The 25715-nt window shown below is 62.8% G+C and carries 27 protein-coding genes; 17 read left to right on the plus strand and 10 right to left on the minus strand.

Annotation, left to right across the window (positions count from 1 at the left end; translation table 11 throughout):
- Positions 1 to 52: 52 nt before the first annotated feature.
- Together dxs and LB558_RS05360 are read left to right on the plus strand one after the other, a co-directional pair.
- The gene (gene dxs / locus LB558_RS05355; RefSeq protein WP_224696554.1) at positions 53 to 1966 is read left to right on the plus strand and encodes a 1-deoxy-D-xylulose-5-phosphate synthase; all 1914 of its coding nucleotides are present in this window, start codon (positions 53 to 55) and stop codon (positions 1964 to 1966) included.
- A 148-nt stretch (positions 1967 to 2114) separates the two neighbouring features.
- Entirely contained in the window at positions 2115 to 2408 is a 294-nt protein-coding gene (locus LB558_RS05360; RefSeq protein ID WP_224696555.1) for a hypothetical protein, read from the plus strand.
- Positions 2409 to 2496: 88 nt separating this feature from the next.
- On the opposite strand, the gene LB558_RS05365 is transcribed toward LB558_RS05360, so the two are convergent.
- Positions 2497 to 3648, minus strand: a complete 1152-nt coding sequence (locus tag LB558_RS05365) for a GNAT family N-acetyltransferase (RefSeq protein ID WP_224696556.1) — start codon at positions 3646 to 3648, stop codon at positions 2497 to 2499.
- Positions 3645 to 4640 (minus strand): sterol desaturase family protein, encoded by a 996-nt coding sequence (locus LB558_RS05370; RefSeq protein WP_224696557.1) that lies wholly within the window; start codon positions 4638 to 4640, stop codon positions 3645 to 3647. The genes LB558_RS05365 and LB558_RS05370 overlap by 4 nt, the downstream gene beginning before the upstream one ends.
- Positions 4641 to 4966: 326 nt before the next feature.
- On the opposite strand from LB558_RS05370, the gene LB558_RS05375 reads away from it, so the two are divergent.
- Positions 4967 to 5731 carry a TlyA family RNA methyltransferase gene (locus tag LB558_RS05375; RefSeq protein ID WP_224696558.1) on the plus strand — a complete coding sequence of 255 codons (765 nt, stop codon included), beginning with the start codon at positions 4967 to 4969 and terminating at the stop codon, positions 5729 to 5731.
- A complete protein-coding gene (locus tag LB558_RS05380) occupies positions 5728 to 6969 on the plus strand; it encodes a class I SAM-dependent RNA methyltransferase (protein WP_224696559.1) in 1242 nt (413 codons plus the stop codon). The genes LB558_RS05375 and LB558_RS05380 overlap by 4 nt, the downstream gene beginning before the upstream one ends.
- Positions 6970 to 6986: 17 nt before the next feature.
- Here the strand turns inward: LB558_RS05380 and LB558_RS05385 are convergent, their stop codons facing one another.
- From LB558_RS05385 to LB558_RS05400, 4 genes are all read right to left on the minus strand, one after another.
- Positions 6987 to 7646 (minus strand): transglutaminase-like cysteine peptidase, encoded by a 660-nt coding sequence (locus LB558_RS05385; protein ID WP_224696560.1) that lies wholly within the window; start codon positions 7644 to 7646, stop codon positions 6987 to 6989.
- Between the two features lie 185 nt (positions 7647 to 7831).
- On the minus strand, positions 7832 to 9244 hold the full coding sequence (tldD, locus tag LB558_RS05390; RefSeq protein ID WP_224696561.1) for a metalloprotease TldD: 1413 nt from the start codon (positions 9242 to 9244) through the stop codon (positions 7832 to 7834).
- A gap of 157 nt (positions 9245 to 9401) precedes the next feature.
- The gene (locus LB558_RS05395) at positions 9402 to 9956 is read right to left on the minus strand and encodes an invasion associated locus B family protein (RefSeq protein ID WP_013532781.1); all 555 of its coding nucleotides are present in this window, start codon (positions 9954 to 9956) and stop codon (positions 9402 to 9404) included.
- Between the two features lie 27 nt (positions 9957 to 9983).
- Positions 9984 to 10481, minus strand: coding sequence for a hypothetical protein (locus LB558_RS05400; RefSeq protein ID WP_224696763.1), 498 nt, complete (start codon positions 10479 to 10481; stop codon positions 9984 to 9986).
- On the opposite strand from LB558_RS05400, the gene coxB reads away from it, so the two are divergent.
- The 12 genes from coxB to rnhA all read left to right on the plus strand — a co-directional run bounded on the left by coxB (position 10399) and on the right by rnhA (position 19970).
- On the plus strand, positions 10399 to 11232 hold the full coding sequence (gene coxB, locus LB558_RS05405) for a cytochrome c oxidase subunit II (protein WP_224696751.1): 834 nt from the start codon (positions 10399 to 10401) through the stop codon (positions 11230 to 11232). The genes LB558_RS05400 and coxB overlap by 83 nt on opposite strands.
- Before the next feature lie 38 nt (positions 11233 to 11270).
- A complete protein-coding gene (ctaD, locus tag LB558_RS05410; protein WP_127257087.1) occupies positions 11271 to 12923 on the plus strand; it encodes a cytochrome c oxidase subunit I in 1653 nt (550 codons plus the stop codon).
- A 75-nt stretch (positions 12924 to 12998) separates the two neighbouring features.
- A complete protein-coding gene (locus LB558_RS05415; RefSeq protein WP_224696562.1) occupies positions 12999 to 13943 on the plus strand; it encodes a heme o synthase in 945 nt (314 codons plus the stop codon).
- Between the two features lie 2 nt (positions 13944 to 13945).
- On the plus strand, positions 13946 to 14104 hold the full coding sequence (locus tag LB558_RS05420) for a hypothetical protein (RefSeq protein WP_013532777.1): 159 nt from the start codon (positions 13946 to 13948) through the stop codon (positions 14102 to 14104).
- Positions 14104 to 14736, plus strand: a complete 633-nt coding sequence (locus tag LB558_RS05425) for a cytochrome c oxidase assembly protein (protein WP_224696563.1) — start codon at positions 14104 to 14106, stop codon at positions 14734 to 14736. The genes LB558_RS05420 and LB558_RS05425 overlap by 1 nt, the downstream gene beginning before the upstream one ends.
- Position 14737: 1 nt before the next feature.
- Complete coding sequence (locus tag LB558_RS05430) at positions 14738 to 15619, plus strand: cytochrome c oxidase subunit 3 (protein ID WP_127257091.1); 882 nt, start codon at positions 14738 to 14740, stop codon at positions 15617 to 15619.
- 90 nt (positions 15620 to 15709) lie between these two features.
- Positions 15710 to 16201, plus strand: coding sequence for a L,D-transpeptidase family protein (locus LB558_RS05435; RefSeq protein WP_224696564.1), 492 nt, complete (start codon positions 15710 to 15712; stop codon positions 16199 to 16201).
- Between the two features lie 3 nt (positions 16202 to 16204).
- Complete coding sequence (locus LB558_RS05440; RefSeq protein WP_224696565.1) at positions 16205 to 16609, plus strand: DUF983 domain-containing protein; 405 nt, start codon at positions 16205 to 16207, stop codon at positions 16607 to 16609.
- On the plus strand, positions 16606 to 17361 hold the full coding sequence (locus tag LB558_RS05445; RefSeq protein WP_224696566.1) for an SURF1 family protein: 756 nt from the start codon (positions 16606 to 16608) through the stop codon (positions 17359 to 17361). Before LB558_RS05440 ends, LB558_RS05445 begins: the two co-directional genes overlap by 4 nt.
- Before the next feature lie 88 nt (positions 17362 to 17449).
- Positions 17450 to 18460, plus strand: a complete 1011-nt coding sequence (gene ispH / locus LB558_RS05450) for a 4-hydroxy-3-methylbut-2-enyl diphosphate reductase (protein WP_224696567.1) — start codon at positions 17450 to 17452, stop codon at positions 18458 to 18460.
- Between the two features lie 5 nt (positions 18461 to 18465).
- Positions 18466 to 19428: a homoserine kinase gene (locus tag LB558_RS05455; protein WP_224696568.1), complete on the plus strand. Its 963-nt coding sequence runs from the start codon at positions 18466 to 18468 to the stop codon at positions 19426 to 19428.
- An 11-nt stretch (positions 19429 to 19439) separates the two neighbouring features.
- Positions 19440 to 19970, plus strand: coding sequence for a ribonuclease HI (gene rnhA, locus LB558_RS05460; protein ID WP_224696569.1), 531 nt, complete (start codon positions 19440 to 19442; stop codon positions 19968 to 19970).
- Between the two features lie 135 nt (positions 19971 to 20105).
- Here rnhA and LB558_RS05465 read toward each other — a convergent pair whose 3' ends face one another.
- The 3 genes from LB558_RS05465 to LB558_RS05475 all read right to left on the minus strand — a co-directional run bounded on the left by LB558_RS05465 (position 20106) and on the right by LB558_RS05475 (position 22036).
- Positions 20106 to 20582 carry a DUF2938 domain-containing protein gene (locus LB558_RS05465; protein WP_224696570.1) on the minus strand — a complete coding sequence of 159 codons (477 nt, stop codon included), beginning with the start codon at positions 20580 to 20582 and terminating at the stop codon, positions 20106 to 20108.
- A 79-nt stretch (positions 20583 to 20661) separates the two neighbouring features.
- The gene (locus LB558_RS05470) at positions 20662 to 21144 is read right to left on the minus strand and encodes a peroxiredoxin (protein WP_224696571.1); all 483 of its coding nucleotides are present in this window, start codon (positions 21142 to 21144) and stop codon (positions 20662 to 20664) included.
- An 85-nt stretch (positions 21145 to 21229) separates the two neighbouring features.
- Positions 21230 to 22036: a protein-disulfide reductase DsbD domain-containing protein gene (locus LB558_RS05475; RefSeq protein ID WP_224696572.1), complete on the minus strand. Its 807-nt coding sequence runs from the start codon at positions 22034 to 22036 to the stop codon at positions 21230 to 21232.
- A gap of 170 nt (positions 22037 to 22206) precedes the next feature.
- Between LB558_RS05475 and LB558_RS05480 the strand changes: the two genes are divergently transcribed.
- The gene (locus LB558_RS05480) at positions 22207 to 22815 is read left to right on the plus strand and encodes a YqgE/AlgH family protein (protein ID WP_224696752.1); all 609 of its coding nucleotides are present in this window, start codon (positions 22207 to 22209) and stop codon (positions 22813 to 22815) included.
- Positions 22816 to 22825: 10 nt separating this feature from the next.
- Here the strand turns inward: LB558_RS05480 and LB558_RS05485 are convergent, their stop codons facing one another.
- Positions 22826 to 25714, minus strand: a complete 2889-nt coding sequence (locus tag LB558_RS05485; RefSeq protein WP_127257114.1) for an EAL domain-containing protein — start codon at positions 25712 to 25714, stop codon at positions 22826 to 22828.
- Between the last annotated feature and the right edge of the window lies 1 nt (position 25715).

A 25715-nucleotide genomic window follows, 5' to 3' on the forward strand; every position in this document is an offset into this window, starting at 1 on the left:
ACTTTCGCCAGCCGGCGGCCTATTTCGCCCATCAACCGAAAGCCCGAGCACCGTGAACGCAACGCCGCATACGCCGCTTCTCGACAAGGTCCGCATCCCGGCCGACCTGCGCACGCTTGCCGAGAGTGAACTGCCGCAATTGGCGTCCGAGCTTCGCGCCGAGCTGGTCGACGCCGTGTCGCGCACGGGTGGTCATCTTGGCGCCGGGCTTGGCGTGGTCGAGCTGACAGTGGCGCTGCACTATGTCTTCAACACCCCCGACGACCGGCTGATCTGGGATGTCGGCCACCAGGCCTATCCGCACAAGATCCTGACCGGCCGCCGCGACCGCATCCGCACACTACGCCAGGAAGGCGGCCTGTCCGGCTTCACCCGCCGCGCCGAGAGCGAGTACGATCCCTTCGGCGCCGCCCACTCCTCGACATCGATATCGGCTGGCCTCGGCATGGCCGCCGCCCGCGATCTCTCCGGCGGCCGCAACAATGTCATCGCCGTCATCGGCGACGGCGCCATGTCTGCCGGCATGGCCTACGAGGCGATGAACAATGCCGGCGCGCTCGATGCACGGCTGATCGTCATCCTCAACGACAACGACATGTCGATCGCGCCGCCGACCGGCGCGATGAGCGCCTATCTGGCGCGTCTGGCCTCGGGCAAGGCCTATGCCGGCCTGCGCGACTTCGGCAAGAAACTGACCTCTTATCTCGGCAAGCGCGCTGACCGTGCGATCACCCGGGCGGTCGAGCATGCGCGCGGCTACGTCACCGGCGGCACGCTGTTCGAGGAACTCGGCTTCTATCACATCGGCCCGATAGACGGCCACAATCTAGAGCATCTGATCCCGGTCCTGAAAAATGTCCGTGACAATGGCGAAGGCCCGGTGCTCATCCATGTCGTCACCCAGAAGGGTAAGGGCTATGCGCCGGCGGAAGCCGCCGCCGACAAATATCACGGCGTCAACAAGTTCGACGTCATCACCGGCGCGCAGGCCAAGGCGCCGGCCAACGCACCGGCCTACACCAAGGTGTTCGCCGAAAGCCTGGTCCAGGAGGGCCGCGAGGACGACCGTATCGTCGCCGTCACGGCCGCCATGCCGAGCGGCACCGGTCTCGACCTGTTCGGCGAAGCGTTCCCGTCGCGCACCTTCGATGTCGGCATCGCCGAACAGCACGCGGTGACCTTCGCCGCCGGCCTTGCCACCGAAGGCTACAAGCCGTTCGCGGCCATCTATTCCACCTTCCTGCAGCGCGCCTACGACCAGGTCGTCCACGACGTCGCCATCCAGAAATTGCCGGTGCGCTTTCCCATCGACCGCGCCGGCTTCGTCGGCGCCGATGGCTCGACCCATTGCGGCGCCTTCGACACCACCTTCCTGGCGACACTGCCCGGCTTCGTGGTGATGGCGGCCGCGGACGAGGCGGAGCTGCGCCACATGGTACGCACCGCGGCAAGCTATGATGACGGGCCGATCGCCTTCCGCTATCCGCGCGGCAATGGCGTTGGCGTCGACATGCCGGAGCGTGGCTCTGTGCTCGAAATCGGCAAGGGCCGCATCGTAAGGGAGGGCACCAAGGTAGCATTGCTGTCCTTCGGCACACGGCTGCAGGATTGCCTGATCGCCGCCGAGGAGCTGGGGGCTGCCGGGTTGTCCACCACGGTCGCCGACGCCCGTTTCGCCAAGCCGCTCGACGAGGATCTGATCCGGCGGCTGGCCCGCTCGCATGAGGTTCTGGTGACGGTGGAGGAGGGCGCCGTCGGCGGCTTCGCCAGCCACGTGCTGCAGTTCCTCGCCCATGAAGGCCTGCTGGAAAGCGGCCTGAAGGTGCGCCCGCTGGTACTGCCCGACGCGTTCACCGACCACGCCAAGCCGGAAAAGATGTATGCCGATGCCGGGCTCGATGCTGCCGGCATCGTGCGCACCGTGTTCGTCGCGCTCGGGCATACGGTTCGCGCCCAGCGCGCCTGAATCAAAGTCTCAATGACTTGAATCGGTTTGCCGGCCAACGATCTTAACGCGTTGTTTACGCTGCCGTTTGGCGCTTTGCTTACCGTGTCTGTTGGCCGTTTTTCAATGGCGCCCTGCTAGATCGTGATCAGGCAGGGAGATAACAACAATGAAAACGCTTCTGTGCGGTGTAGTGCTTTGCACCGTCATCGTCGCGCCGGCCACAGCCGAAACGCGCTATGATCGCAGCCTCGAAAAGGCGGTCATGGGCATCGTCGCCGGCAAGATGGGCGACATCCGCGGCGGCTTTTCCTTCAAGCAGGTGCCGCAATTGGTGGTTCTGCCGGCCCCTGTTCCCGCGCCTGCGGTTGCCATCGAGCCTGCACGCGAGCAAGCTTCGGGAGGGCGTGAGGATGGCTTGTCTCCAGCCGTCGAGCGCCCGGTTTCGCGAAGCGTATTCTGAGCCGGAGACCAGCAAGCCTCGATCGGGATTGCCCGATCGTTTCATCGTGCTTGCCGCTGTGCGGGTGATCAAAAAAGCGTCGGCAATGCTACTCCGCCGCCACCAGCTCCGCTTGTTGCGCCGGTTTCTCGGGACGCCAGGATTGCGCCGCGTGGCGGGCTCGGTCTGCCAGGGCGGCAAGGCGTCCGCGCAGGTTTCGTCCACCCACCACTGACGACAAGATCACCGAATGCGTCGCAAAGCGGCGCTTGAAATCCTCGCCGCCGCAGAGAAAGTCGATCGTGGTCAAGCCCCGGTCAAACGACCACTGGATGTAATCCATCATCAAGACCATGCCCGGCGAGGCCCGTTCGAAGGCCGGATCATAGGTGGTGACGAAAGCCATCATCGTTCCATGCTGCTCGAAATTGATCGAGATGGCGATGATCTCGTCTTCGCGTTCGAGCACGAAGATGCGCAGCAACCCAAGCCCTGCCAGAACGGAGATCAGTGCCGCCAGCGCGGGGGAACCTTCGTCGAAGAGGTCCGAAACGCGGCCGTGTTTTGCAAGCCACAGCCGCTTCAGCGCCGCGACGCGCTCCAGCACCGGCTCGCGGGCTTCGTGCGCATCCATCAGGCGGAAACGCAGCGCGCCGCCTTCCTCCATGAATTTGTAGCCACGGCGATAGTTTTGCCGGGTTTTCTTCGACTGGCTTTCAAACCATTGTGCGCCGCGTTGTCCGGCGCTGGAAACTCGATAGCTGACCTCGCTGCGGTGGCTCGGCTGCAAGATGCTGCCTTGGCCTGGCGCGGCGGGACCGAGCAGGGTCCGGAATCGGGCATCGGGCAAAAGACGATTGAGGTAGGCAAGATCGAAGCCGCCATCGTCGAGAATATGTTGCCAGAGTTGCGGCAGGATCTGTGGCTCGGCATCGGGAGCAAGCAGGACGTCGCCATAATCGCAGTGATCCTTCGCCGCCCATTCCAGCATACGGATGCCCGAGCGCCAGAAGGTCGCGAGCGCAATGACGGCCTCGAGGCGCTCGCCGCTCCAGACCAGGCCGATCCTGAGACCGCGACGGTCCTGATGCGGTGTGGTGTGCCACCAGGCCGAGATCCAGTCGGGATGCTGGAAAACGAGGCCGCCGGCACGTTGCCAGAGCGCTGCCCAGGCGGGCGCGATTTCTGCCAACCGCGCTGACGAGGTAGCAATTTCGATCCGGTGCGTTCGCGGCATCCGGAACACGGCGGGTCCGTTCATGGCTTCCCCCTTTGCGGCGATTGCTGTGGTTCGGGCTTATTTGTGCGGAAGTGTCTGGCGATCTGTCGCCACATCCGCTTCAGCGGCATGACGTACAGGCCTGCGAGCGACTGGTAGTCGCGCACGTTGCGTTCGATCAAACCGAACTTGAAGTCCTCGTCGGGTCTCGGAACGCACAGAGTTCCGAAGAGCCGATCCCAGAACGAGAAGAGCAGCCCGAAGTTCTTGTCGTAATGGCGAGGGTCGGTGCTGTGGTGCAACTGATGCCAGTGCGGGCACAGGATCAGATTGTTCAGCGGTCCAAACGAGATCTTGAAATGCGTGTGCCTGACGAAATCCATCATCAGGATGTTGCGTATGATGTAGACGTTGACGCCGAAGACCGTCAGCTCAACGAGGTTCAGCGACACCAGCGACCAGATGCCGAAGCAGATGCCGGGAATGACGCCGTCCCAGGCCCGGTTCATCAATTCGTCGAGCGGGTGGACGCGATCCTTGGTGATGCCGACCATCACCTCGGCCGAATGGTGGACCTTGTGCAGTTCCCAGAGCACCGGGTAGCGGTGCTGGGCGACGTGATAGAGATAGTACGAAATGTCGTAGGCAAGCAGCATGGTGATGGTGAAGATCGTCACCGTCACCGGCCCTGCCGGCCCTTCGATCAGGGGCGGCTGGATTGCCAGCAGCGTGGAGAACAACCAGTTCGTCGCATAGCCGACGGCGCTGACGAAGACGACGCCGGCGGGCAGCATGAGGAATGGCATCAGCGCCTTCCGCGTCACCCAGAACAAAAGGTCGGCTTTCGCCGAAGGATGTGTAATGACCTCATGGGGAACCGCGAACTCGAAGAACTCTTTCCAGCTCTTTTTCTCGACCGTGCGCCAGTAGGCGAACAGGGCACTGACCAAAGCAGTCAGCAACAGAAGTCCGGTCGCCAGCAGGCCGGCGCCGGAAATCCGGTCAAGAACCTTGTAGACGATATCGCTGGCCATTTCCAAGGTTGCCGCCTCTTTATCCGGGTTTTCCGGTCGTCGCGGTCATAACATTGAAGTCCTCAAGCAAATGCGATGAAAATTGGTTAAGAAAGCATGAGGCTTTCTAGGCTTTTGGTATTTGTCCGCAGGCGGCGAGACCTCATGCTTCGGCGGTCATCCGTCTCAACGCGCGTAACGCATGGATATTCATAAGGATGGTCGGCGGGACGGAACGCCTCACCATCGTCGCAGCTCAAGATGCTGGGCGTGATGATGGGAACGGAGGCCGAAATGCTTCCGGCTGGCGCTCTTGCCATCGTCGTCGGCTTTCGCCATGAAGGCCGATGAATTCGCCTCTGCCAGCCAGCGCACGCCTGCGGCTCGACGACCTGCTCGTCCAGCGCGGGCTGTTTGCCAGCCGTTCGCGTGCCCGCGACGCAGTCGAGCGTGGCACGGTGACCGCCGACGGCGTCATTGCGCGCAAGCCCGGCCAGAGCGTTTTGCCGCAATGCCACGTTACCATCGATGATCCGGCGCAAGGCTATGTGTCGCGCGCGGCACTCAAGCTGATCGGTGGGCTCGACCATTTTGGCCTCGATCCTGCCGGCTGCGAGGCGCTCGACATCGGCGCCTCGACCGGCGGCTTTACCCAGGTTCTGCTGGAGCGTGGAGCTGCCCATGTCACCGCGATCGATGTCGGGCATGGTCAGGTGCACCCTGATGTTCGGGGAGATCCGCGTGTGACGGTGATCGAGGGCCTGAATGCTCGCGATCTCACCGTCGCCGATCTTGCCGGTCGTATTCCGGATTTCATCGTGTCGGACGTCAGCTTCATCTCGCTGAAACTGGCGCTGCCGCCGGCGCTTGGCCTGGCGAAGGCTGGCGCCAAGGCCATCTTTCTGGTCAAGCCGCAATTCGAGGCGGGCCGTGATGCGATCGGCAAGGGTGGTCTGTTGAAAGACCCCTACGACGCCTCCCGTGTCGCCGGCCTGCTGCAGGATTGGCTGGACTCCGTTCCCGGCTGGCGCTCGCTGGGGCTGCATTTGTCGCCGATCGAGGGCGGCGACGGCAATCGCGAATTCCTGCTCGGTGGGATCAAGGACCGATGAGCGCGCGCTTCAGCATCAGGAAACTTGGCGCCCAGGGCGACGGCATCGCCGAGACCGAGACAGGCGATCTGTTCATTCCCTTCACACTGCCCGGCGAAACGGTCACCGCCGCGCGCGAACGGGATCGCGCCATGTTGATGGCGGTGCTGGAAGCCTCTCCGCTGCGCATCGATCCCGCCTGCCGCCATTTCACCGAATGCGGCGGTTGCGCGCTCCAGCATTTCGAAGCCGAAGCTTATCGCCAGTGGAAACGCGAAAAGGTGGCGCACACCCTGAAGGGCAAAGGCATCGATTGCGAGATCGGCGAACTGGTCGCCTGCGCGCCGCAGACGCGCCGCCGTGTCGTGCTTGCCGCCCGGCGCACCGATACAGGCATGCTGCTCGGCTTCCATCGCCATCTGTCGCCGGAGATCATCTCGATCGAGGAATGTCCGATCTCGCTGCCGGAGATCGTTGCCGCGCTCGATCGCTTGAAGGCGCTCGCCGAATTGGTCTGCGCCACCACCAAATCGTTCCGCATGACGGTCACCGTGACCGGTTCGGGGCTTGATGTCGCGGTTCACGAATCCGGCAAGCTCGGGGAGCACCAGCGCCGTATCGCGGCCAATTTCGTCATGGCGCAGGGCTTTGCCAGGCTGTCCATCGATGACGAAATCATCATCGAGCCGAAAAAGCCGGTGGTGATGTTCGGCAGCGTCGCTGTCGCCTTGCCCCCGGGCGCGTTCCTGCAGGCAACCGAGGCCACCGAACAGGCGATGGCCGATATCGTCGGCGGGCATCTGAAGCGTGCCAAGAAGGTGGCGGATCTTTTCGCCGGTTGCGGCAGTTTTGCTCTGCGCCTGGCCGCGAAGTCTGAAGTCCATGCGGTGGAGGGCGATGCACCAGCCCTTTCGGCGCTCGACCGGGGATCGCGCTTCGCCAGTGGCCTGAAGCGGGTGACGGGCGAACGCCGCGACCTGTTCCGCCGGCCGCTGACGTTCAAGGAATTGAATGCCTTCGACGGCGTGGTGTTCGACCCGCCACGCGCCGGCGCCGAGGACCAGTCGAAGCAGATCGCCCGCTCGGATGTTCCCTACGTCGCCGCGGTGTCATGCAATCCGGTGACGCTCGCGCGGGATTTGCGCATTCTGCTCGATGGCGGCTACGTCTTGAAAAGCGTGACGCCGATCGACCAATTCCTGTGGTCGCCGCATGTCGAAGCGGTGGCGCTGCTGGAGAAGCCGAAGAAGAGACGGTAGCCGGGAGGCTTCGGCTCCTACGAGCTTGGCGACAGTCGTTTCGACGTGCCGCCGCGTTGGTTGATCGACACCCAGGTGTTTGGGTTCTGCTGCGACTGGCGTTTCACGAAGTAATAGCCCGTCGCGTTCCAGGGCCTGATCTCGTTGACCAGATTGTCCAGGACAAGATCGCCCTTGTCGGTTTTCACCGTCAGAATGGTGTGGCCTTCATTGTCCAGGTCGCGCACCACGGTCATCAGCAACGCCTGCCGGGGGAAACCCGCTTCCAGAAGAAGCTTGCGCTTGTACAGCGCGTAGATCTTGCAGTCGCCCTTGCCATCCACCGGATAGTCCCAGTGATCCGCCATCGTACCCCAGTGATCGAAATTGCTGACGGGTTTGATGGCGCTGTTCGCCTTCTGATTTATCCGCTTGAGGATGCGCAGGTTCTGCGCGGTCAGCTTGATATTCGCGGCCGGCAGAGCGGGCACCTTGCACTCCTTTGGCCGGCGATGGCAAAAATCGACCCAACCGTAGGGGACGCTGGTGCTTCCACCAACTGCGGCAGATTGCGTCGATCGCGACTTGAACAATGTCGATTGTGCCGCCGCAGGACTGGCTTGCAGCGATGTCGCGCCAATCAACGAAACGAAGCCAAGCAGGAACGAGGAGGTCAGGACGCCGGGGGAATGCCGCATTGCCAACACCACCGCAACCAGAGGGGCTGGCACTGCGTTCGTGCGGAAACGGCAGCCCAGGCAGTTAAACACTTAACAATTTCCTAATGCCGATTGTGTTCACTTCAAGGTATCAGCGGGGATTTAAGCTGAAAAATGCCGTATTGGGGCCGGACCCCATCAGGGTCGCGGAGCACGTCGGCCACTCAAACCCGTGTGCCGCCCACCGTCATCTGGTTCATCCTCAAATGCGGCTGGCCGACGCCGACGGGCACGCCCTGTCCGGCCTTGCCGCACATGCCGATGCCGGTGTCGAGCTTCATGTCGTTGCCGATCATAGAAACGCGGTGCATGGCGTCCGGCCCGTTGCCGATCAGCATGGCGCCCTTGATCGGCTGCGTCACCTTGCCGTTCTCGATCATGTAGGCCTCGGTGCAGCCGAAGACGAATTTGCCGGAGGTGATGTCGACCTGGCCGCCGCCGAAGGAGACGGCATAGATGCCGTTCTTGACCGAGGCGATGATTTCGTCCGGCTCCATGTCGCCTGATGTCATGTAGGTGTTGGTCATGCGCGGCATCGGCTGGTGGGCGTAGCCTTCGCGCCTGCCGTTGCCGGTCGCCTTCATGCCCATCAGCCGAGCGTTCTGGCGATCCTGCATGTAGCCGACCAGCTTGCCGTCCTCGATCAGCACATTGCGGGCCGAAGGCGTGCCTTCGTCGTCGACTGTCAGCGAGCCGCGCCGCTCGGGCATCGTGCCGTCGTCGACGACGGTCACGCCCTTGGCGGCGACTTGCTGGCCGAGCAGGCCGGCGAAGGCCGAGGTCTTCTTGCGGTTGAAATCGCCTTCCAGCCCATGGCCGACAGCTTCGTGCAGCATGACGCCCGGCCAGCCGCTGGACAAGACGATGTCGAAAGTGCCGGCCGGCGCCGGTATGGCCTCGAGATTGACCAGGGCTTGCCGAAGCGCCTCCTTGGCGGCGTGCTTCCAGCTGTCCTCGACCAGGAATTCGCCAAACGCCTTGCGGCCGCCCATGCCATAGGAGCCGCTCTCCTGGCGGTCGCCATTGCCGACAACGACGGAGACGTTGATGCGGACCAGCGGGCGGATGTCGCGCACCACCTGGCCGTCGGCGCGCACGATCTCGACATGCTGCCAGGACGCGGCGAGCGAGGCCGAAACCTGCCGCACGCGCGGATCCTCGGCGCGCAGCCAGGCGTCGATTTCCTGCAAGAGCTTTGCCTTGGCCTCGAAGGAAGGCGAGGGGATCGGGTTCTCTTCGCCATAGAGATGGCGGTTGGTGCGGGCGGGTGCGGCGGCAAGCGTGCCGGAATAACCGCCCTTGACGGTTGAAACGGCATCGGCCGCGCGCAGCAGCGACGCCTCGGACAGGTCGCTGGAATGGGCATAGCCGCTGGCTTCGCCGGCAACCGCACGCAGGCCAAACCCTTGGTCGGTGTTGAAGTTGGCGGTCTTCAGCCGGCCATTGTCGAACATCAGCGCTTCGCTCTCGCTGTATTCGAGGAACAGCTCGCCGTCATCGGCGCCGTTGATGGTCTCAGCGACGATCTGCTTGATGCGATCGTCTGAAATGTTGAATTGGCCGATCAGGCTGTTCATGGCGCGTCCGTTCACAGGAGGAATGGGTCCTTGCCACGATGTAGGCGCGAAGGTGCGCCGAGACAATCGTTCTGCCGCATTGTGAAGACAAAAGCGGTTTGCCAGCAGCCCGTCGATGTCACTTCTGGTTGATGAAGCCGATGACGTCGCCGGGCTGTCAGGGGAGCGCGGCGAAGCCGTCGGCAAAACCCTTGAGGTCAACCGGGATACCGATGCCTTCTTCCGGGGTCTGGAAGACGATGAAGGTGGCCGACGTGCCGGTCTTCAGCGTGTCGAGAAGTGGCTTTTCGAGGATGACCTCGGCATAGCAGCCGTCCTGGAAGCAGCGCACGAAATAGGCGCGGCCGATATCCTTGCCGTCGACATTGAGGCCAAGCCCGTTGGGCAAAAGCACGCCGAGCGGCGCCAGCACGCGCAGGATCTCCGCCTTGTTGTCGGCGGTGCGCAGCACGACGACCGAGAGTCCCATCTCCGGACGGTCTTCGGCCACGACGTTCTGCATCATCACGCATTGTTCCGAGGTGGCGCCGGCCGGCGTGTCGCAGATGATCGACCATGCGCCATGCGTCGAGCGCACGGTACCGCTTGGCTGCGCGGCGTTCGCCGTGCCGGACACGATCGCGGACAAGCCGATGCCAGACAGGGCGGCGAAAAAGATGACCTTCGCCCAGTTTCTCGAAAACCGAGAGTTTCTCGAAAGCCAGTAATTCATGACGGCTCCATTGCGAATCACGGCACTTTAAGCCGCGCCAAAGCCAAGTAAAGGACGAGACCGCACCAGGTCTGCCCCGAAAAAGCCAATACGGCGCTTTTCCCTGCCAATTTCGCCCGAATTGCGACGTTCGGCACGTGCGGCCCGCGGGAATTCTGCTGTGGGCTCGATGTTGGCGATTCGGTGCTGCCGCGGCTGCCCCCAAAGGCACATCCGGGCTTGCGCGCAAAAATGCCGCACGGTTTCGTCCGCTCCTTTCTTGCGGAGGGAAAAAGAGTATGGTTTGAACCAGCTTGAAACTGTCGGGATTCCCGTCCCGGCATTGTTCGTTATTCTCGTGGGTACCGTAGCGAGGAACTGGGAGACGATGAGGGCGATGAGAAATTTCCTGGCAAACGCCAAGGTTCCAGCAAGTGCCAAGTTTCTAAGTGCTTGTGCCGCTATCACGTTTTTCGCCGGCGCATCCGCCCATGCCGACCAGCCCAAGAACTGGGAGACAACCTTCCAGGCGCCGGCGACCGACATGATGCGGCAGATCGAGTGGTTCGGGAACTACACAATGTGGTTCATCGTCCCTATCACCATCCTGGTGCTGCTTCTTCTCGCCTATTGCATCGTCAGATTCCGTGCGAGCGCGAACCCGATTCCGTCCAAGACCAGCCACAACACGCTGATCGAGGTGATCTGGACTGTCGGTCCGGTCGTCATCCTGCTTTGCCTGGCAATTCCCTCGTTCCAGCTGCTGACCGCGCAATACACGCCGCCGGAGGAAGCAAAGCTGACCGTCAAGGCGACCGGCAACCAGTGGAACTGGGACTACGAGTACCAGACCGAGAACACGCTCTCCTTCAACTCCGCGATCCTCCAGGACGGTGATCGGGCCGGCGCCGGCAAGGAGGACCGCAAGGTTTATCCGCGCCTGCTCGCGGTCGACAACGAACTGGTGGTGCCGGTCAACACGATGACCCGCGTGCTCGTCACCGCGACCGACGTGATCCACTCCTTTGCCATGCCGTCGTTCGGCATCAAGATCGACGCCATTCCGGGCCGCACCAACGAGACCTGGTTCAAGGCGGAGAAGGAAGGCATCTTTTACGGTCAGTGCTCGCAGCTCTGCGGCAAGGATCATGCCTTCATGCCGATCGCCATCCGTGTCGTATCCGATGCGCAGTTCAAGACCTGGCTGGCGGCAGCCAAGACCGATCTGCCCGGCGCCAACAAGACGCTGATGGCCGAGGTCGACGGCCAGAACAAGGTAGCGGCCGCCGGCAACTGATGCCGCGGGTTAGCAAGATTTAGGGAACGGAGCGGAACATGGCAGACGCTGCAGCTCACGACGGGCACGACCACAAGCCTTATCACGGCTGGGTCCGCTGGGTTTATTCGACCAATCACAAGGACATCGGCACGCTCTACCTGATCTTCGCGATCATGGCCGGCATCATCGGCGGCGCCTTGTCGGTCGCCATCCGGATGGAACTGCAGGAGCCTGGCATCCAGATCTTCAGCGGCCTGGCGCAGATGGTCTATGGCATGAACGGTGACGCCGCGATCGACGGCGGCAAGAGCATGTACAATGCCTTCGCCACCGCGCACGCCCTGATCATGATCTTCTTCATGGTCATGCCGGCGCTGATCGGCGGTTTCGCCAACTGGATGGTTCCGATCATGATCGGCGCGCCCGACATGGCATTCCCGCGCATGAACAACATCTCCTTCTGGCTGCTGCCGCCGGCCTTCATCCTGCTGCTCACCTCGATGTTCGTGCCGAGCGCGCCCGGTGCCTTCGGCGTCGGTGGCGGCTGGACGCTCTATCCGCCGCTGTCGACCTCGGGTCAGCCTGGGCCGGCCATGGATCTGGCGATCCTGTCGATCCACATTGCCGGTGCGTCGTCGATCCTCGGCGCCATCAACTTCATCACCACCATCTTCAACATGCGCGCGCCTGGCATGACGCTGCACAAGATGCCGCTGTTTGCCTGGTCGGTGCTGGTCACCGCCTTCCTGCTCCTGCTGTCGCTGCCGGTTCTGGCCGGCGGCATCACCATGCTGCTCACCGACCGCAATTTCGGCACCACCTTCTTTGCGCCAGATGGCGGCGGCGACCCGATCCTGTTCCAGCACCTGTTCTGGTTCTTCGGTCACCCTGAAGTGTACATCCTGATCCTGCCGGGCTTCGGCATCATCAGCCACGTCATCTCGACCTTCTCGCGGAAGCCGGTATTCGGCTATCTCGGCATGGCCTATGCCATGGTGGCGATCGGAGCCGTCGGCTTCATCGTCTGGGCCCATCACATGTACACGACCGGCCTGTCGCTCGACACGCAGCGCTATTTCGTCTTCGCCACGATGGTCATCGCGGTGCCGACAGGCGTGAAGATCTTCTCCTGGATCGCGACGATGTGGGGCGGGTCGATCTCGTTCAAGACACCGATGCTGTGGGCGCTGGGCTTCATCTTCCTGTTCACCATCGGCGGCGTCACCGGCGTCCAACTGGCCAATGCCGGCCTCGACCGCTCGCTGCATGACACCTATTTCGTCATCGCCCACTTCCACTACGTGCTGTCGCTGGGCGCGGTTTTCGCCATCTTCGCCGGCTGGTACTACTGGTTCCCGAAGATGACCGGCTACATGTATTCGCCCGTCATCGCCAACACCCACTTCTGGGTCACCTTCGTCGGCGTGAACCTGATCTTCTTCCCGCAGCACTTCCTCGGTCTCGCCGGCATGCCGCGCCGCACCATCGACTACCCCGATGCGTTTGCCGGCTGGAACTATGTGTCGTCCATCGGCTCTTATATCTCGGCCGTCGGCGTCCTGATCTTCCTCTATGGCGTGTTCGAGGCCTTCCAGAAGAAGCGGATCGCCGGCGCCAACCCGTGGGGCGAGGGCGCAACGACGCTCGAATGGCAGCTGCCTTCGCCGCCGCCCTTCCACCAGTGGGAACAGCTGCCGAAGATCAAGTAAGGCGGCTGCCCGCTCAAATACGAAACCGCCGGTCCGCCGGCGGTTTTGGCCAACGGATGATGGACTTAAGTACGCATGGCCCTTGTCGACGACCCATTGATTGACGAAGCGGGCTTTCGCATGTCGGAAGCGACGGCGGGCGATTTCTTCGCGCTGCTGAAGCCGCGCGTCATGTCGCTGGTGGTGTTCACCGCCTTTGTCGGCCTAGTCGCCGCACCGGTGACCATCAACCCTCTGCTGGCGGTGATCGCCATCCTGGCTATTGCGATAGGTGCTGGCGCCTCCGGCGCGCTCAACATGTGGTACGATGCCGACATCGACGCCGTGATGACCAGGACCGCCAGCCGCCCGGTCCCGGCCGGCCGCATCCAGCCGCACGAAGCGCTGACCTTCGGGCTGGTGCTGTCGGTGCTGTCGGTGATGACGCTCGGCGTGCTGGTCAACTGGCTGGCGGCGACGCTGCTGGCCTTCACCATCTTTTTCTACGCCGTCGTTTACACGATGTGGCTGAAGCGCTGGACGCCGCAGAACATCGTCATCGGCGGGGCCGCCGGTGCCATTCCGCCTGTGATCGGCTGGGCCGCGGCGACCGGGACGGTCAGCCTCGAGAGCATTGTCCTGTTCCTGATCATCTTCCTGTGGACGCCGCCGCATTTCTGGGCGCTGGCGCTGTTCAAGTCCGAGGACTACGCCAAGGCCGGCATCCCGATGATGCCGAATGTCGCCGGACACGCTTCGACGCGCCGCCAGATCTTCGCCTATGCGCTGGTGCTTGCCCCGGTCGGCGTGCTGCCGTGGCTGCTTGGCTACACCACGCCGTTCTATGGCGTGGCCGCCCTGCTGCTGGGAGTCGGTTTTGTCTGGTACGCTTGGAAAGTGCTTGGCATGGCCGACGATGACCGCGTCATGAAACCGGCCAAGGCCCTGTTCGCCTATTCGCTGCTTTATCTCTTTGCCATCTTCGCTGCCTATCTGGCCGACAGCGTTGTCGAACGCGCGCTTGCCATGGGTGGAGCATGACCATGATCGAGGAAAAGCTCGAGACCGTCACGTTGACCGAGCGTCAGAAAAAGGCGCAGCGCAGCCGTTCCATCGCCATCGGCGTGGCGCTGGCGCTGCTGGTGGTCATTTTCTACATCGCGACGATCGTGAAGTTCGGCCACAATCTTGGCACGATGTGATGAGCGTCGAGACGTCCAAAAAAACGGCGGGCAAGAACAGCAACGTCATCGTCGCGGCTGTCTGCCTCGCCTTTTTCACCGGCATGATCGGCATGGCCTATGCCGCGGTGCCGCTCTACAAGATGTTTTGCCAGGCGACCGGCTATGGCGGCACGACGCAACGTGCCGAGAAGCAGTATGCCGGCCGCGTGCTCGACCGCGAGATAACCGTCCGCTTCGATGCCAACATCGCTGGTGTGCCGTGGGAATTTCAGCCGGTCCAGCGCTCGATGACGATGAAGATCGGCGAGACCGTGCAGGCGCACTATCAGGCGACCAACAAGTTTGATCGTCCCGTGACCGGCCGCGCCACCTTCAACGTGCAGCCTGAACTGGCGGGACCCTATTTCAACAAGGTCGAGTGCTTCTGCTTCACCGACACGACGCTGAAGCCCGGCGAGACGCTGGACATGCCGGTCCTGTTCTACGTGGACCCCGACATCGTCAACGTGCCGGAGCTCAAGGACGTGAAGACGATCACGCTGTCCTACACGATGTTCCCGGTCGAGAAGACCAAGCCGGTCGCCTCCTCGGAGCCGGCCGATGGCAATAGCAAGACAATTTCGAATACCGAAGCAAATCTCGGGGGTTGATATGGCAGACGCGCACGCAAAACCACAGCATGACTATCATCTCGTCGACCCGAGCCCGTGGCCTTTTCTGGGATCGGTAGGCGCACTTGTCACCGCCTTTGGCGGCGTCTGCCTGATGGAGTACCTGAAGGGCGGCTCGTTCCCGATCTTCGGCTTCAACATCGCCAATCCATGGCTGTTCTTCATCGGTCTCGTGATCATCCTCTACACCATGTTCGCTTGGTGGTCGGACACGATCAAGGAAGCGCATGAGGGCCATCACACGCGTGTCGTGTCGCTGCATCTGCGCTACGGCATGATCATGTTCATCGCCTCGGAGGTGATGTTCTTCGTTGCCTGGTTCTGGGCCTATTTCGATGCCAGCCTGTTTCCGAGCGAAGTCCAGCAATATGCTCGCACCGCGTTTACCGGCGGTGTCTGGCCGCCGAAGGGCATGGAGGTTCTAGATCCCTTCCATTTGCCGCTCTACAACACCGTCATCCTGCTGCTGTCGGGCACCACGGTCACCTGGGCGCACCATTCGCTGATCCATGGCGATCGCAAGGGGCTGATCAACGGCCTGGTGCTGACCGTTGGCCTCGGCATGCTGTTCACCATGGTGCAGGCCTACGAGTACATGCACGCTCCGTTCGCCTTCAAGGATTCCATCTATGGCGCCACTTTCTTCATGGCGACCGGCTTCCACGGTTTCCACGTCATCATCGGCACCATCTTCCTGTTGGTCTGCCTGATCCGGGCGATGAAGGGTGATTTCACCCCCAAGCAGCATTTCGGCTTCGAGGCGGCCGCCTGGTACTGGCACTTCGTCGACGTGGTCTGGCTGTTCCTGTTCGCCTCGATCTACGTCTGGGGATCGGTTGGCGCGGTGATCGAGGGCCACTGATCCGCCCTAGGGGATTTTCATTTCTGGAGGCGGCCGCGGCGACGTGGCCGCCTTCTTCTTTTCGGCGCAATGATCGCCGATCGATAGCCAATGCGGCTGACAATTTTCCGGGCCATTTGCGCATTGATGATCGCGGCACTCCCGGCCTTTGCCGGCGAGAAGGTGGACCTGGTGCGTGTCCACAAGGCCGAACGCCGGCTGGAGCTGATCGGCGACGGCAAGGTCCTGCGAAACTACGGCATCGCGCTCGGCGGCGATCCTGTCGGGCATAAGCACCAGGAGGGCGATCAACGCACGCCCGAGGGGAACTATGTCCTCGACTGGCGCAACCCCAACAGCATCGCGCACAGGTCGATCCATATTTCGTACCCCAATGCCGACGATGAGGCCGCCGCCAGGGCGCGCAATGTCGACGTGGGCGGCATGATCATGATCCATGGCCAACCGAATGGTTATGGCTGGTGGGGCTGGCTGCTTCAATTGGTCGACTGGACCGATGGCTGCATTGCGGTTACGGACTCCGACATGGACGAAATCTGGACGCTGGTGGCCGATGGCACACCGATCGAAATCGAGCGGTAAGCAATGAGCGATGACGCTTCCACGAGTGAAGATAGGGCGATCTGGCCTCCGATCGACCCGATTTCAGCTGGCCTGCACGGCCGCTGCCCGCGCTGCGGCGAGGGGCGGCTGTTTTCCGGCTTCCTCACCGTCGGCAAGCGCTGCGTCAATTGCGGCCTCGATTATTCCTACGCTGACGCCGGCGACGGGCCGGCGGTGTTCGTGATCCTGATCATCGGCTTCCTCATTGTCGGCCTGGCGCTCTGGGTAGAAGTCACACTCGGCCCGCCGCTCTGGCTGCATCTGCTGGTCTGGATCCCGCTCGCTGTGGTGCTGTGCCTGACGGCGCTGCGGCTGATCAAGGGCGTTCTGCTGACGCTGCAATACCGCAACAAAGCGGCCGAGGGCCGGCTGGATCGCGGCGAATGAGCGAGGCTTCCGCTAAGACGGACGGTCGTTCGCGGCCGAGATCGGCATTGCTGCTCGGCCTTGGCCTTGTGCTGTTCCTGATCCTGCTGGCGCTCGGCACCTGGCAGGTGCAGCGCCTGTATTGGAAGGAAGGCCTTCTGCAGACCATCGACCATCGCACTCATTCGGCGCCCTTGCCGTTGGTTGAGGTCGAGAAAGAGTTCGCCGCCACCGGGGATGTCGATTATACGCCTGTCACCGTCACCGGCACGTTCCTGCATCAAGGCGAACGCCATTTCTACGCGACCTGGGAAGGTGACGCCGGCTTCAACGTCTACACGCCGCTGGCACTCGACGACGGCCGCTTCGTCCTGATCAATCGCGGCTTCGTGCCTTACGATCTGAAGGACGCCGCCAAGCGCGCCAGGGGACAGGTGACTGGCAGAGTGACTGTCACCGGGCTCGCTCGCAACCCCCTGCCGTCGAAGCCGTCGATGATGCTTCCCGACAACGACGTGGCGAAGAACATCTTCTACTGGAAGGATCGCGACGTGATGGCTGCGAGCGCCGGTCTGCCGGCGGGTGCTGCGCTGGTGCCGATCTTCATCGACGCAGACAAGACTCCAAATCCAGGCGGATTGCCGGTTGGCGGCGTCACCATCATCGACCTGCCGAACAGCCATCTGCAATATGCTGTCACCTGGTACGGGCTCGCCGCAGCGCTCGCCGCCGTGCTCATCCTGCGGCTTCGCCGCCCTGCGAAAGAGGAATGAACGCGGGCGACGCCCCCTTTCTACCGATGCCCTTGACAGGGCAGGGGTGCGCACCTCATTTCGGCTTTGATCAACCGGCCCGGATTTAATGCTTCAGACAACCACCAAACCACCTCTGACGATCCGGCTCTGCCAGCCGCGCGGTTTTTGCGCCGGTGTCGACCGTGCCATCCAGATCGTCGTGCTGGCGCTGAAGAAATATGGCGCGCCGGTCTATGTCCGTCATGAGATCGTGCACAACCGCTACGTCGTCGAGGGGCTGCAAAGCCTTGGCGCCGTCTTCATCGAGGAACTCTCCGAGATCCCGGACGAACATCGGCAGTCGCCCGTCGTGTTCTCGGCGCATGGCGTGCCGAAATCGGTGCCTGCGGATGCGAAGGCGCGCAATCTCTTCTATCTCGATGCTACCTGCCCGCTGGTGTCAAAGGTCCACAAGCAGGCGATGCGCCATCAGCGGCTTGGTCGCCATGTGCTCCTGATCGGCCATGCCGGGCATCCCGAGGTGATCGGCACCATGGGCCAGCTGCCGGACGGAGCGGTGACGCTGATTGAGACCGAAGCCGACGCCGCCAAGCTTGCGCCCGCCGATCCGCAGGCGCTCGGTTTTGTTACCCAGACCACGCTGTCGGTCGAGGATACAGCCGGCATCATCCGCGCGTTGCAAGACCGTTTTCCGGCCCTGCAGGCGCCGGCGGCGGAATCGATCTGCTATGCCACCACCAACCGCCAGGAAGCCGTCAAGGACACCGCGCCGGGCGCCGATCTCTATCTGATCGTCGGCGCGCCGAATTCCTCCAATTCGCGACGACTTGTCGAAGTGGCGGAGCGTGCAGGCGCCACCATGTCGCTTCTCGTGCAGCGCGCCGCCGAGATTCCGTGGAATGACATCGGCAACATTTCGACGCTCGGCCTGTCGGCCGGCGCCTCGGCGCCCGAGATCATCGTCGACGAGATCATCGACGCGTTCCGGCAACGCTTCGATGTCACGATCGACCTGGCCATCACGGCCACGGAAACGGAGGATTTTCCGGTCATGCGGGTATTGCGCGATGTCGAACTGACGCGGGCCGACATGGCCTTCGTCAATGGAGCCGCGTAAGGCACATGGCGGTCTATACCGACGTTGCGGAAGGCGAACTCGGCGCATTCCTGAAGCACTATCCGGTCGGCGATCTCCTGTCCTACAAGGGCATCGCCGAAGGCACCGAGAACTCCAACTTTCTGCTGCACACCTCGAGCGGCTCCTACATCCTGACGCTCTATGAGAAGCGCGTCGAGAAGGCGGATCTGCCGTTTTTCCTCGGGCTGATGGGCCATCTCGCCAACAAGGGCGTGTCCTGCCCGCTGCCGGTGACCGCGCATGACGGCAGCGTCATCGGCACGCTCGCCGGCCGGCCGGCGGTCATCATCACCTTCCTGGAAGGGCTTTCGTTGCGGCGACCAACGGCGACGCATTGTGCTGAGGTCGGCAAGGCGTTGGCGCAGTTGCATCTGGCCGGCGCCGATTTTTCGATGACGCGTCCGAATGCACTGGCCATCGACGGCTGGCGCAAGCTCTGGGACGCAGCCCGCGACCGCGCCGACGAGGTCGAGCCGGGGCTTGCGGCCGAGGTCGATGCCGACTTCGCCGGTTTCGAGCGGAACTGGCCGAAAGACCTTCCCAAAGGCATTATCCACGCCGACCTTTTCCCCGACAACGTTTTCTTCCTTGGCGAAAGGCTCTCCGGCCTGATCGATTTCTATTTCGCCTGCGACGACCTCTACGCCTACGATGTCGCCACCTGTCTCAACGCCTGGTGTTTCGAGAAGGATTTTTCCTTCAACCTCACCAAGGGCAAGGCGCTGCTCGCCGGCTACCAGAGCCTCCGGCCCCTGAGCGGCCAGGAAAAGGCTGCGCTGCCGATGCTGGCGCGCGGTTCGGCGTTGCGCTTCATGCTGACCCGGCTGTACGACTGGCTGACCGTTCCCGATGGCGGGCTGGTGATGAAACGCGATCCGACCGAATACATCAGGAGGATGCGGTTCCACCGGGCGATCAAATCTCCTTCGGAATATGGATTGGCCTGATATGGGGTATCATGAGCAAACAGGTTGAGATCTTCACCGACGGCGCCTGCTCGGGCAATCCCGGCCCCGGCGGCTGGGGCGCGATCCTGCGCTTTAACGGCACCACCAAGGAGCTTTCCGGCGGTGAGGCCGAGACGACCAATAACCGCATGGAGTTGTTGGCCGCTATTTCGGCGCTGAATGCGCTGAAGGAACCTTGCGTTGTCGACCTTCACACCGACAGCAAATATGTCATGGACGGTATTTCCAAGTGGATCCACGGCTGGAAGAAGAACGGCTGGAAGACCGCCGACAGGAAGCCTGTGAAGAACGGTGAACTCTGGCAGGCGCTCGACGAGGCCAACAAGCGCCACAAGGTCACCTGGAACTGGGTCAAGGGCCATGACGGCCATGTCGAGAACGAGCGCGCCGACGAACTCGCGCGCGAAGGCATGGCGCCGTTCAAGAAAGGCCCGTTCAGGCCTGCAGCAGCGCCAAAGCCTGCTGCGCCGGCCAAACAACCGGCAATCGCGAAAGTGCGGCGCTCCACCCAGAGCTATTGAATTTCCGGAGCGGCGCGGCTCTCAGGTCCGAAGAAGCGGATCAGCCGGCGGGCGGCGGCAACTGCTACGATATCGGCGCGCATCGCGTTGTCTGGTGCTGGCTGCCGATCGGCTGGCCAGCGCAGTTGTAGACCCTTATCGGATCAGCAGCGCCGTGCCCCAAAGCCCGAGTGCGAACACCGTATGCGACACCAGGTTCAGCGCACGGATCAGCATCGGGTTGGGGCGCTTCGAGGCGGCCCAACCGGCGCCCATGCCGGGTGCCAGCAGGAACCAGCCGGCGCCGACGGTGACGATGCCGAGGATGAAGGCCGGCAGGAATGTCGGCGCGGCAAGCCAGCCCGCTCCGGCCAGCACCACCAGGATGATGCCGTAGACGATGCCGACAAAATAGTGAAAGGCCCAACCCAGCGCCTTTTCATGCGCGTACGGTGCGGCATCGCCGATATCGTCGTGGAAGACCTTGTCACGGAGATGCCAGACCCAGCGACCGACCGGCCCCCAGTTCGGCCGTTGTTGGCCGAACGCCTTGTGCAGGAAGATGGCCCAGATATCCATCACCACGGTGGCGCCGATGCCGATCGCGATAGCGCGCCAGAAGATGTCAAACATCGCCAGGATCCCCCCAAAGCAAGCCATGAACGACAAGCGCCATCGCGGTTGCGGTCCCCGCCCGACGCCGCGCTGAAGTTCAGAGCTGTCCCAGAATATGAGCCGCGCCGGACTCGTCGACACCAGGCTTGGTCTCGACATTGAGCGCGGTGACCTTGCCGTCGTCGACGATCATCGAAAACCGCTTCGAACGCAGCCCCATGCCGCCGGCGGAAAGGTCATTGTCGAGGCCCACCGCCTTGGCGAAATCGCCACTGCCGTCGGCGAGGAACAGGATCTTGCCCTCGCCGCCGGTGAAGCGCGCCCAGGCGCCCATGACATGGACGTCATTGACCGAAACGACGGCGATGGTGTCGACGCCGCGCGCCAGGATGGCGTCATGGTTCTCGAGATAGCCGGGCAAATGGTTGTTGCTGCAGGTCGGCGTGAAGGCACCGGGAACCCCAAACAGAACGACCTTCTTGCCAGAGAAGATCTCGGTCCCGGTGATCGGCTTGGCGCCGTCGTCGGTCATCGTCTTGAAGATCACGTCAGGCAGCTTGTCGCCAACGGAAATGGTCATGGATTCCTCGCTTGGGAAAATCGGGAAGGACGTGTCTTTGCGTAGCGAACTCAACGGCTTCCTGCAACCGTTCGGACAGGCTGGATCAAGGGAAAGGCAGAACCCCTTCGACCGCGCCCGCCGAACTCGTCAGCGTGTAGTGAAGCCCGCCGTCCGTCGGTGTCGTCGACGGGCGATCGAGGATCGGCACGGTGAAAATCAGCTTGCCGTCCTTTTCGCTGCGGGCCGGGGTGCCGAACATGTAGTCCCGCTCGCCGGCAACGAAGAAATCCGCCGCCGCCGGATCGCCGGGAAAGCTCGCCTCGACAATCAGCGTCTCGTGGTCGCCCGGCAGCACATTGATGCCGAAATCGGACCTCGCGGGCGCAGGCAGTGCCGTAAAACTCGCCTTCACCAGCGCGGCGTCCTCGGCATTGTCCGGATCGGAGGCGGGGTCGACCGTCAGCCGCGTCTGCACCGGAATGCAGATCGTTTCGCAGATGCCGAGAAAGATGTCGGCATCGATCACTGCCGGCTGGTTCGGCGTCGCCAGCGTGAATGTCACCGGCAGAGAAACCGGATAGTTGTAGCCTGCCCATTTGCCATAGCCGTCGTCATGGCGTTGGGGGGCAGGAAATGCCAGAGCGGCGTCGGCGATGTTGGTGCTGGCTGAAATGTCGAGTTGCGGGGGCACGCCCGCGTCGCCCGGATCGCGCCAGTAGGTCTTCCAGCCGGGCTTGAGCGCTATGTCGAGAACGCCCTGTATGCGGCCGGCATCATCGGCTTTGCCTGATGTCACCAGCCGGACCTTGCCGCCTTCGCTGCTGTACCACGCCGACGAAGAGGCGGCAGCGGGAAGAGCGGTTGCCGATCCGATGGCGGCGCCGAGCAGCAGGATTTTCAAGCTTCGCATGGCGGTGATTTGAGCGTCCGTTCGTGGCTACGCAATGATTTCATGGCCTTGCCGGTATCATATTTGCGTGACTTGGAGGGAGGAGAATGTTCGAGCCGACGCCACAGGCTTTGGTCGAATCCAGCACGGCGCATCTTTTCGGCGCTTTGGAAACGCGTTACGCTCCCTTCATGGACTTGTTGCGCCACAAGAAGACGGTCGCCAGTCGCGGCTTTCTCGACGATCAGTTCCTGATTGCCATGCCTGGCATGAAGGACGACCGTTTCACGCGCTCGGTCATCTATGTCTGCGCACACTCCGATGAAGGCGCCATGGGCCTGATCATCAACCAGACGCAGCAGATGCTGTTTCCGGACCTGCTCGTGCAACTGGGCATCATGAACGAGCAGGAGGCGATCCGCCTGCCGGCGCAGGCCCGTGATTTCGTCGTGCGCAATGGCGGCCCCGTGGACCGCAGCCGGGGCTTCGTCCTGCATTCTGGAGACTATCGGGTGGAATCGTCGCTGACCGTTTCCGACGACATCTGCCTGACCGCGACCGTCGACATATTGCGCGCCATATCGTCCGGCCGCGGGCCTCGTCATGCGCTGATGGCGCTCGGCTATTCCGGCTGGGGCGCCGGCCAGCTGGAGACCGAGATCGCCGAAAATGGCTGGCTGACATGTCCGGCCAATGCCGAGCTTCTGTTCGACACCGATATCGAGCGCAAATACGACCGGATCCTCGCCTCGATCGGCATCGACATTGCCCATCTCAGCTTGGCGGCCGGACACGCCTAGTCTGAACCTCTCACGCTTGCGTCAGCGGATACTGTTCCTTCAGCGTCTTCAGCACCTGGTCGCCCGGCATTGGCGCACCGAACATGAAGCTCTGCACATATTCACAGCCCATCTGGCGCAGCTCCAGCGCATCGCTTTCGTCCGAAATGCCCTCGGCGACGACGGACAGGCCGAGTTCATGCGCCATGTTGACCATCGATTTCAGCAGCACCGCGCGCTTGGGCGTGTTGTCGTCGACGAAACTCTTGTCGATCTTGATGGTGTCGAAGGGAAAACGGGTCAGATAGGCCAGTGAGGAATAGCCGGTGCCGAAATCATCCAGCGACAGGCCGATGCCGAGCTGCTTCAGCTTGGTCAGCACATGGGCGGTCTGCTCGGGATTGTCCATGACAAGCGATTCGGTGAGCTCCAGCCGGAAGCAGCGTGGCTTCAGATTGGCCCGAGCGATGACCGAGCGGACGTCGCTAACCAGGTCGCGGCGGATCAACTGGCGGCTGGACAAATTGACCGAGACCGACAGCGGCGCGTCGCCGATCTGCTTTTGCCAGCTGGCGAGGTCTTCCGCCGCCTGCTGCATGGCAAACAGGCCGAGCTGCACGATCAGCCCGCAGCTTTCGGCGACCGGGATGAAATCCGCCGGCGGGATCATGCCGCGGCGCGGATGGTCCCAGCGCAGCAGCGCTTCGAAGCCGGCGACGCTGCCATCCTCGAGCCGCACGATCGGCTGGTAGGCAAGCGTGAATTCGCGCCGCTCGATGGCGCGGCGCAGGTCGGATTCGAACTGCAGCCTGTCGGTGCCGACAGTGCGGAAAGCCGGACGGAACGGCTCGATCCTGTCGCCGCCGAAGCGCTTGGCCTGGTGCATGGCAAGCTCGGCGTCCTTGACCATGTCCTCGGCCGACATTTGCGGCGAATTCCAGGTGATCAGTCCGATCGACGCGGTCAGCACGATCTCGCGCTTGGCAAAGGTGATCGGATTGTTGATGGCATGCTTGATGGCATCCGCCACGGCGGCGATGCGGGCCGGGTCCTGTTCGGACAAGAGCATCAGCGCGAACTGATCGCCGGCAAAGCGCGACAGCGAATCCTTCGGCTTGAGCAGCCGGTGCAGGCGACGCGCGATGGTCAAGAGGATGGTGTCGCCGGCCGAGATGCCGAGCCCGTCATTGACCTGCTTGAAACGGTCGATGTCGATGACGAAGACGGTCGGCCGCACCTTCTCTTCGGTGCGCGCGATCGAGATGATCGCTTCCAGCCGATTCATCAACAATTCGCGGTTCGGCAGACCGGTCAGATTGTCGTGAACGGCATCGTGCAGCAGCCTTTCCTCGGACTTTTTCTGCTCGGTCACGTCGACCATGGTACCGACGCAGCGGATGACCTCGCCGTCGGATCCGATGACAGGGCGCGCGCGCAGCGAAAACCAGTGATAGTGGCCGTCGGCGCCGCGCAGGCGAAAATTCTGCGATACCCGGCCGCGCCGGTGTTCGAGCACCACGTCGAGCGTCGTGCGGAAGGTGTCGCGATCGTCGGCATGCAGCACCGGCAGCCAGTTGCGCGCCGCACCGCCAAGGCTGTTCGGCGCCAGTCCGAGCTGGATGCTGACGTCGGGCTTGGTGACGACGCGGTCGCGCAGCACGTCCCAGTCCCACACCGTGTCGCCCGATCCGGCCACCGCCAGCGCCTGCCGCTCGAGGTCGGAGAACAGGCCTTGATGCAGCGCGCCGCCGGCAAAAGCATGCTGCATAACGGTGAAGCCGATCAGAAGGATGATCAGGATCAGGCCGCCGCCCAGGGCCGGCTGGGCGATGTCGTTGTCGAGCATGCCGGTGATCGCCATCCACGATCCGCATAGCCACAACAGCACCATGACCCAACTGGGCACCAGCATGATGGCACGGTCGTAGCCGCGTATGCCGAGGAAGATGATCAGGCCGAGCCCGGTCAGTGCGGTGGCGGCGAAGGACAGCCGTGCAATGCCGGCAGCGACCGCCGGATCGACGATGGCGACGCCGGCGATCAGCACCAGTCCCAGGATCCAGACCAGCGCGCCATAGCTGAAATGGCCGTGCCATCGGTTGAGGTTGAGATAGGCGAACAGGAACACCACGAAGGTTCCCGCCAGCGCCACCTCCGTTCCTGCTCGCCACATCTGCTCGTTGCCGGGCGAGATCTCGATGATCTTGTTGAGGAAGCCGAAATCGACGCAGATATAGGCCAGCACCGCCCAGGCAAGCGCCGCGGTCGCCGGGAACATCGAGGTTCCCTTGACCACGAAAAGGATGGTCAGGAAAAGCGCCAGCAGGCCGGCGATGCCGATGACGATGCCGCGAAACAGCGTGTAGGAATTGACCGAGTCCTTGTAGGATTCGGGGTCCCAGAGGTAGACCTGCGGCAGCTTCGGCGAGGCCAGTTCTGCGATGAAGGTGATCACCGTGCCGGGGTTCAGCGTCACCCGGAAAACGTCGGCATCGGGGCTGGTCTGGCGGTCGAGCGCGAAGCCCTCGCTGGGCGTGATGGCCGCGATGCGGGTCGAGCCGAGGTCCGGCCAGAAGATGCCGGAATTCACCAGGCGGAAATGCGGTGCGACGATCAGCCGGTCGAGCTGCTGGTCGGTGGTGTTGGCGAGCGCGAAAACAGCCCAGTCGCCGGTCGAACGGGCATCATTGGCCTCGACCTCGATGCGCCGCACGATGCCGTCCGGACCCGGCGCGGTCGACACCTGGAAATTCTCGCCCTGGTTGCGGTAGATCTCGACGGCGCCGGAAAGGTCGAGCGCGACGTCGTCTCGGGCAATCTTGATCGGCTCGACGGCGAAGGCCGACGATGCCGCCCACAGCGTCAGGAGTGTCGCGAGGACAATGGCGAACAGCGGCCCGTTGCGCAGGAATTTCGTCAAA

This window comes from Mesorhizobium sp. CO1-1-8 (assembly GCF_020164875.1).
Classification (GTDB): Bacteria; Pseudomonadota; Alphaproteobacteria; order Rhizobiales; family Rhizobiaceae; genus Mesorhizobium.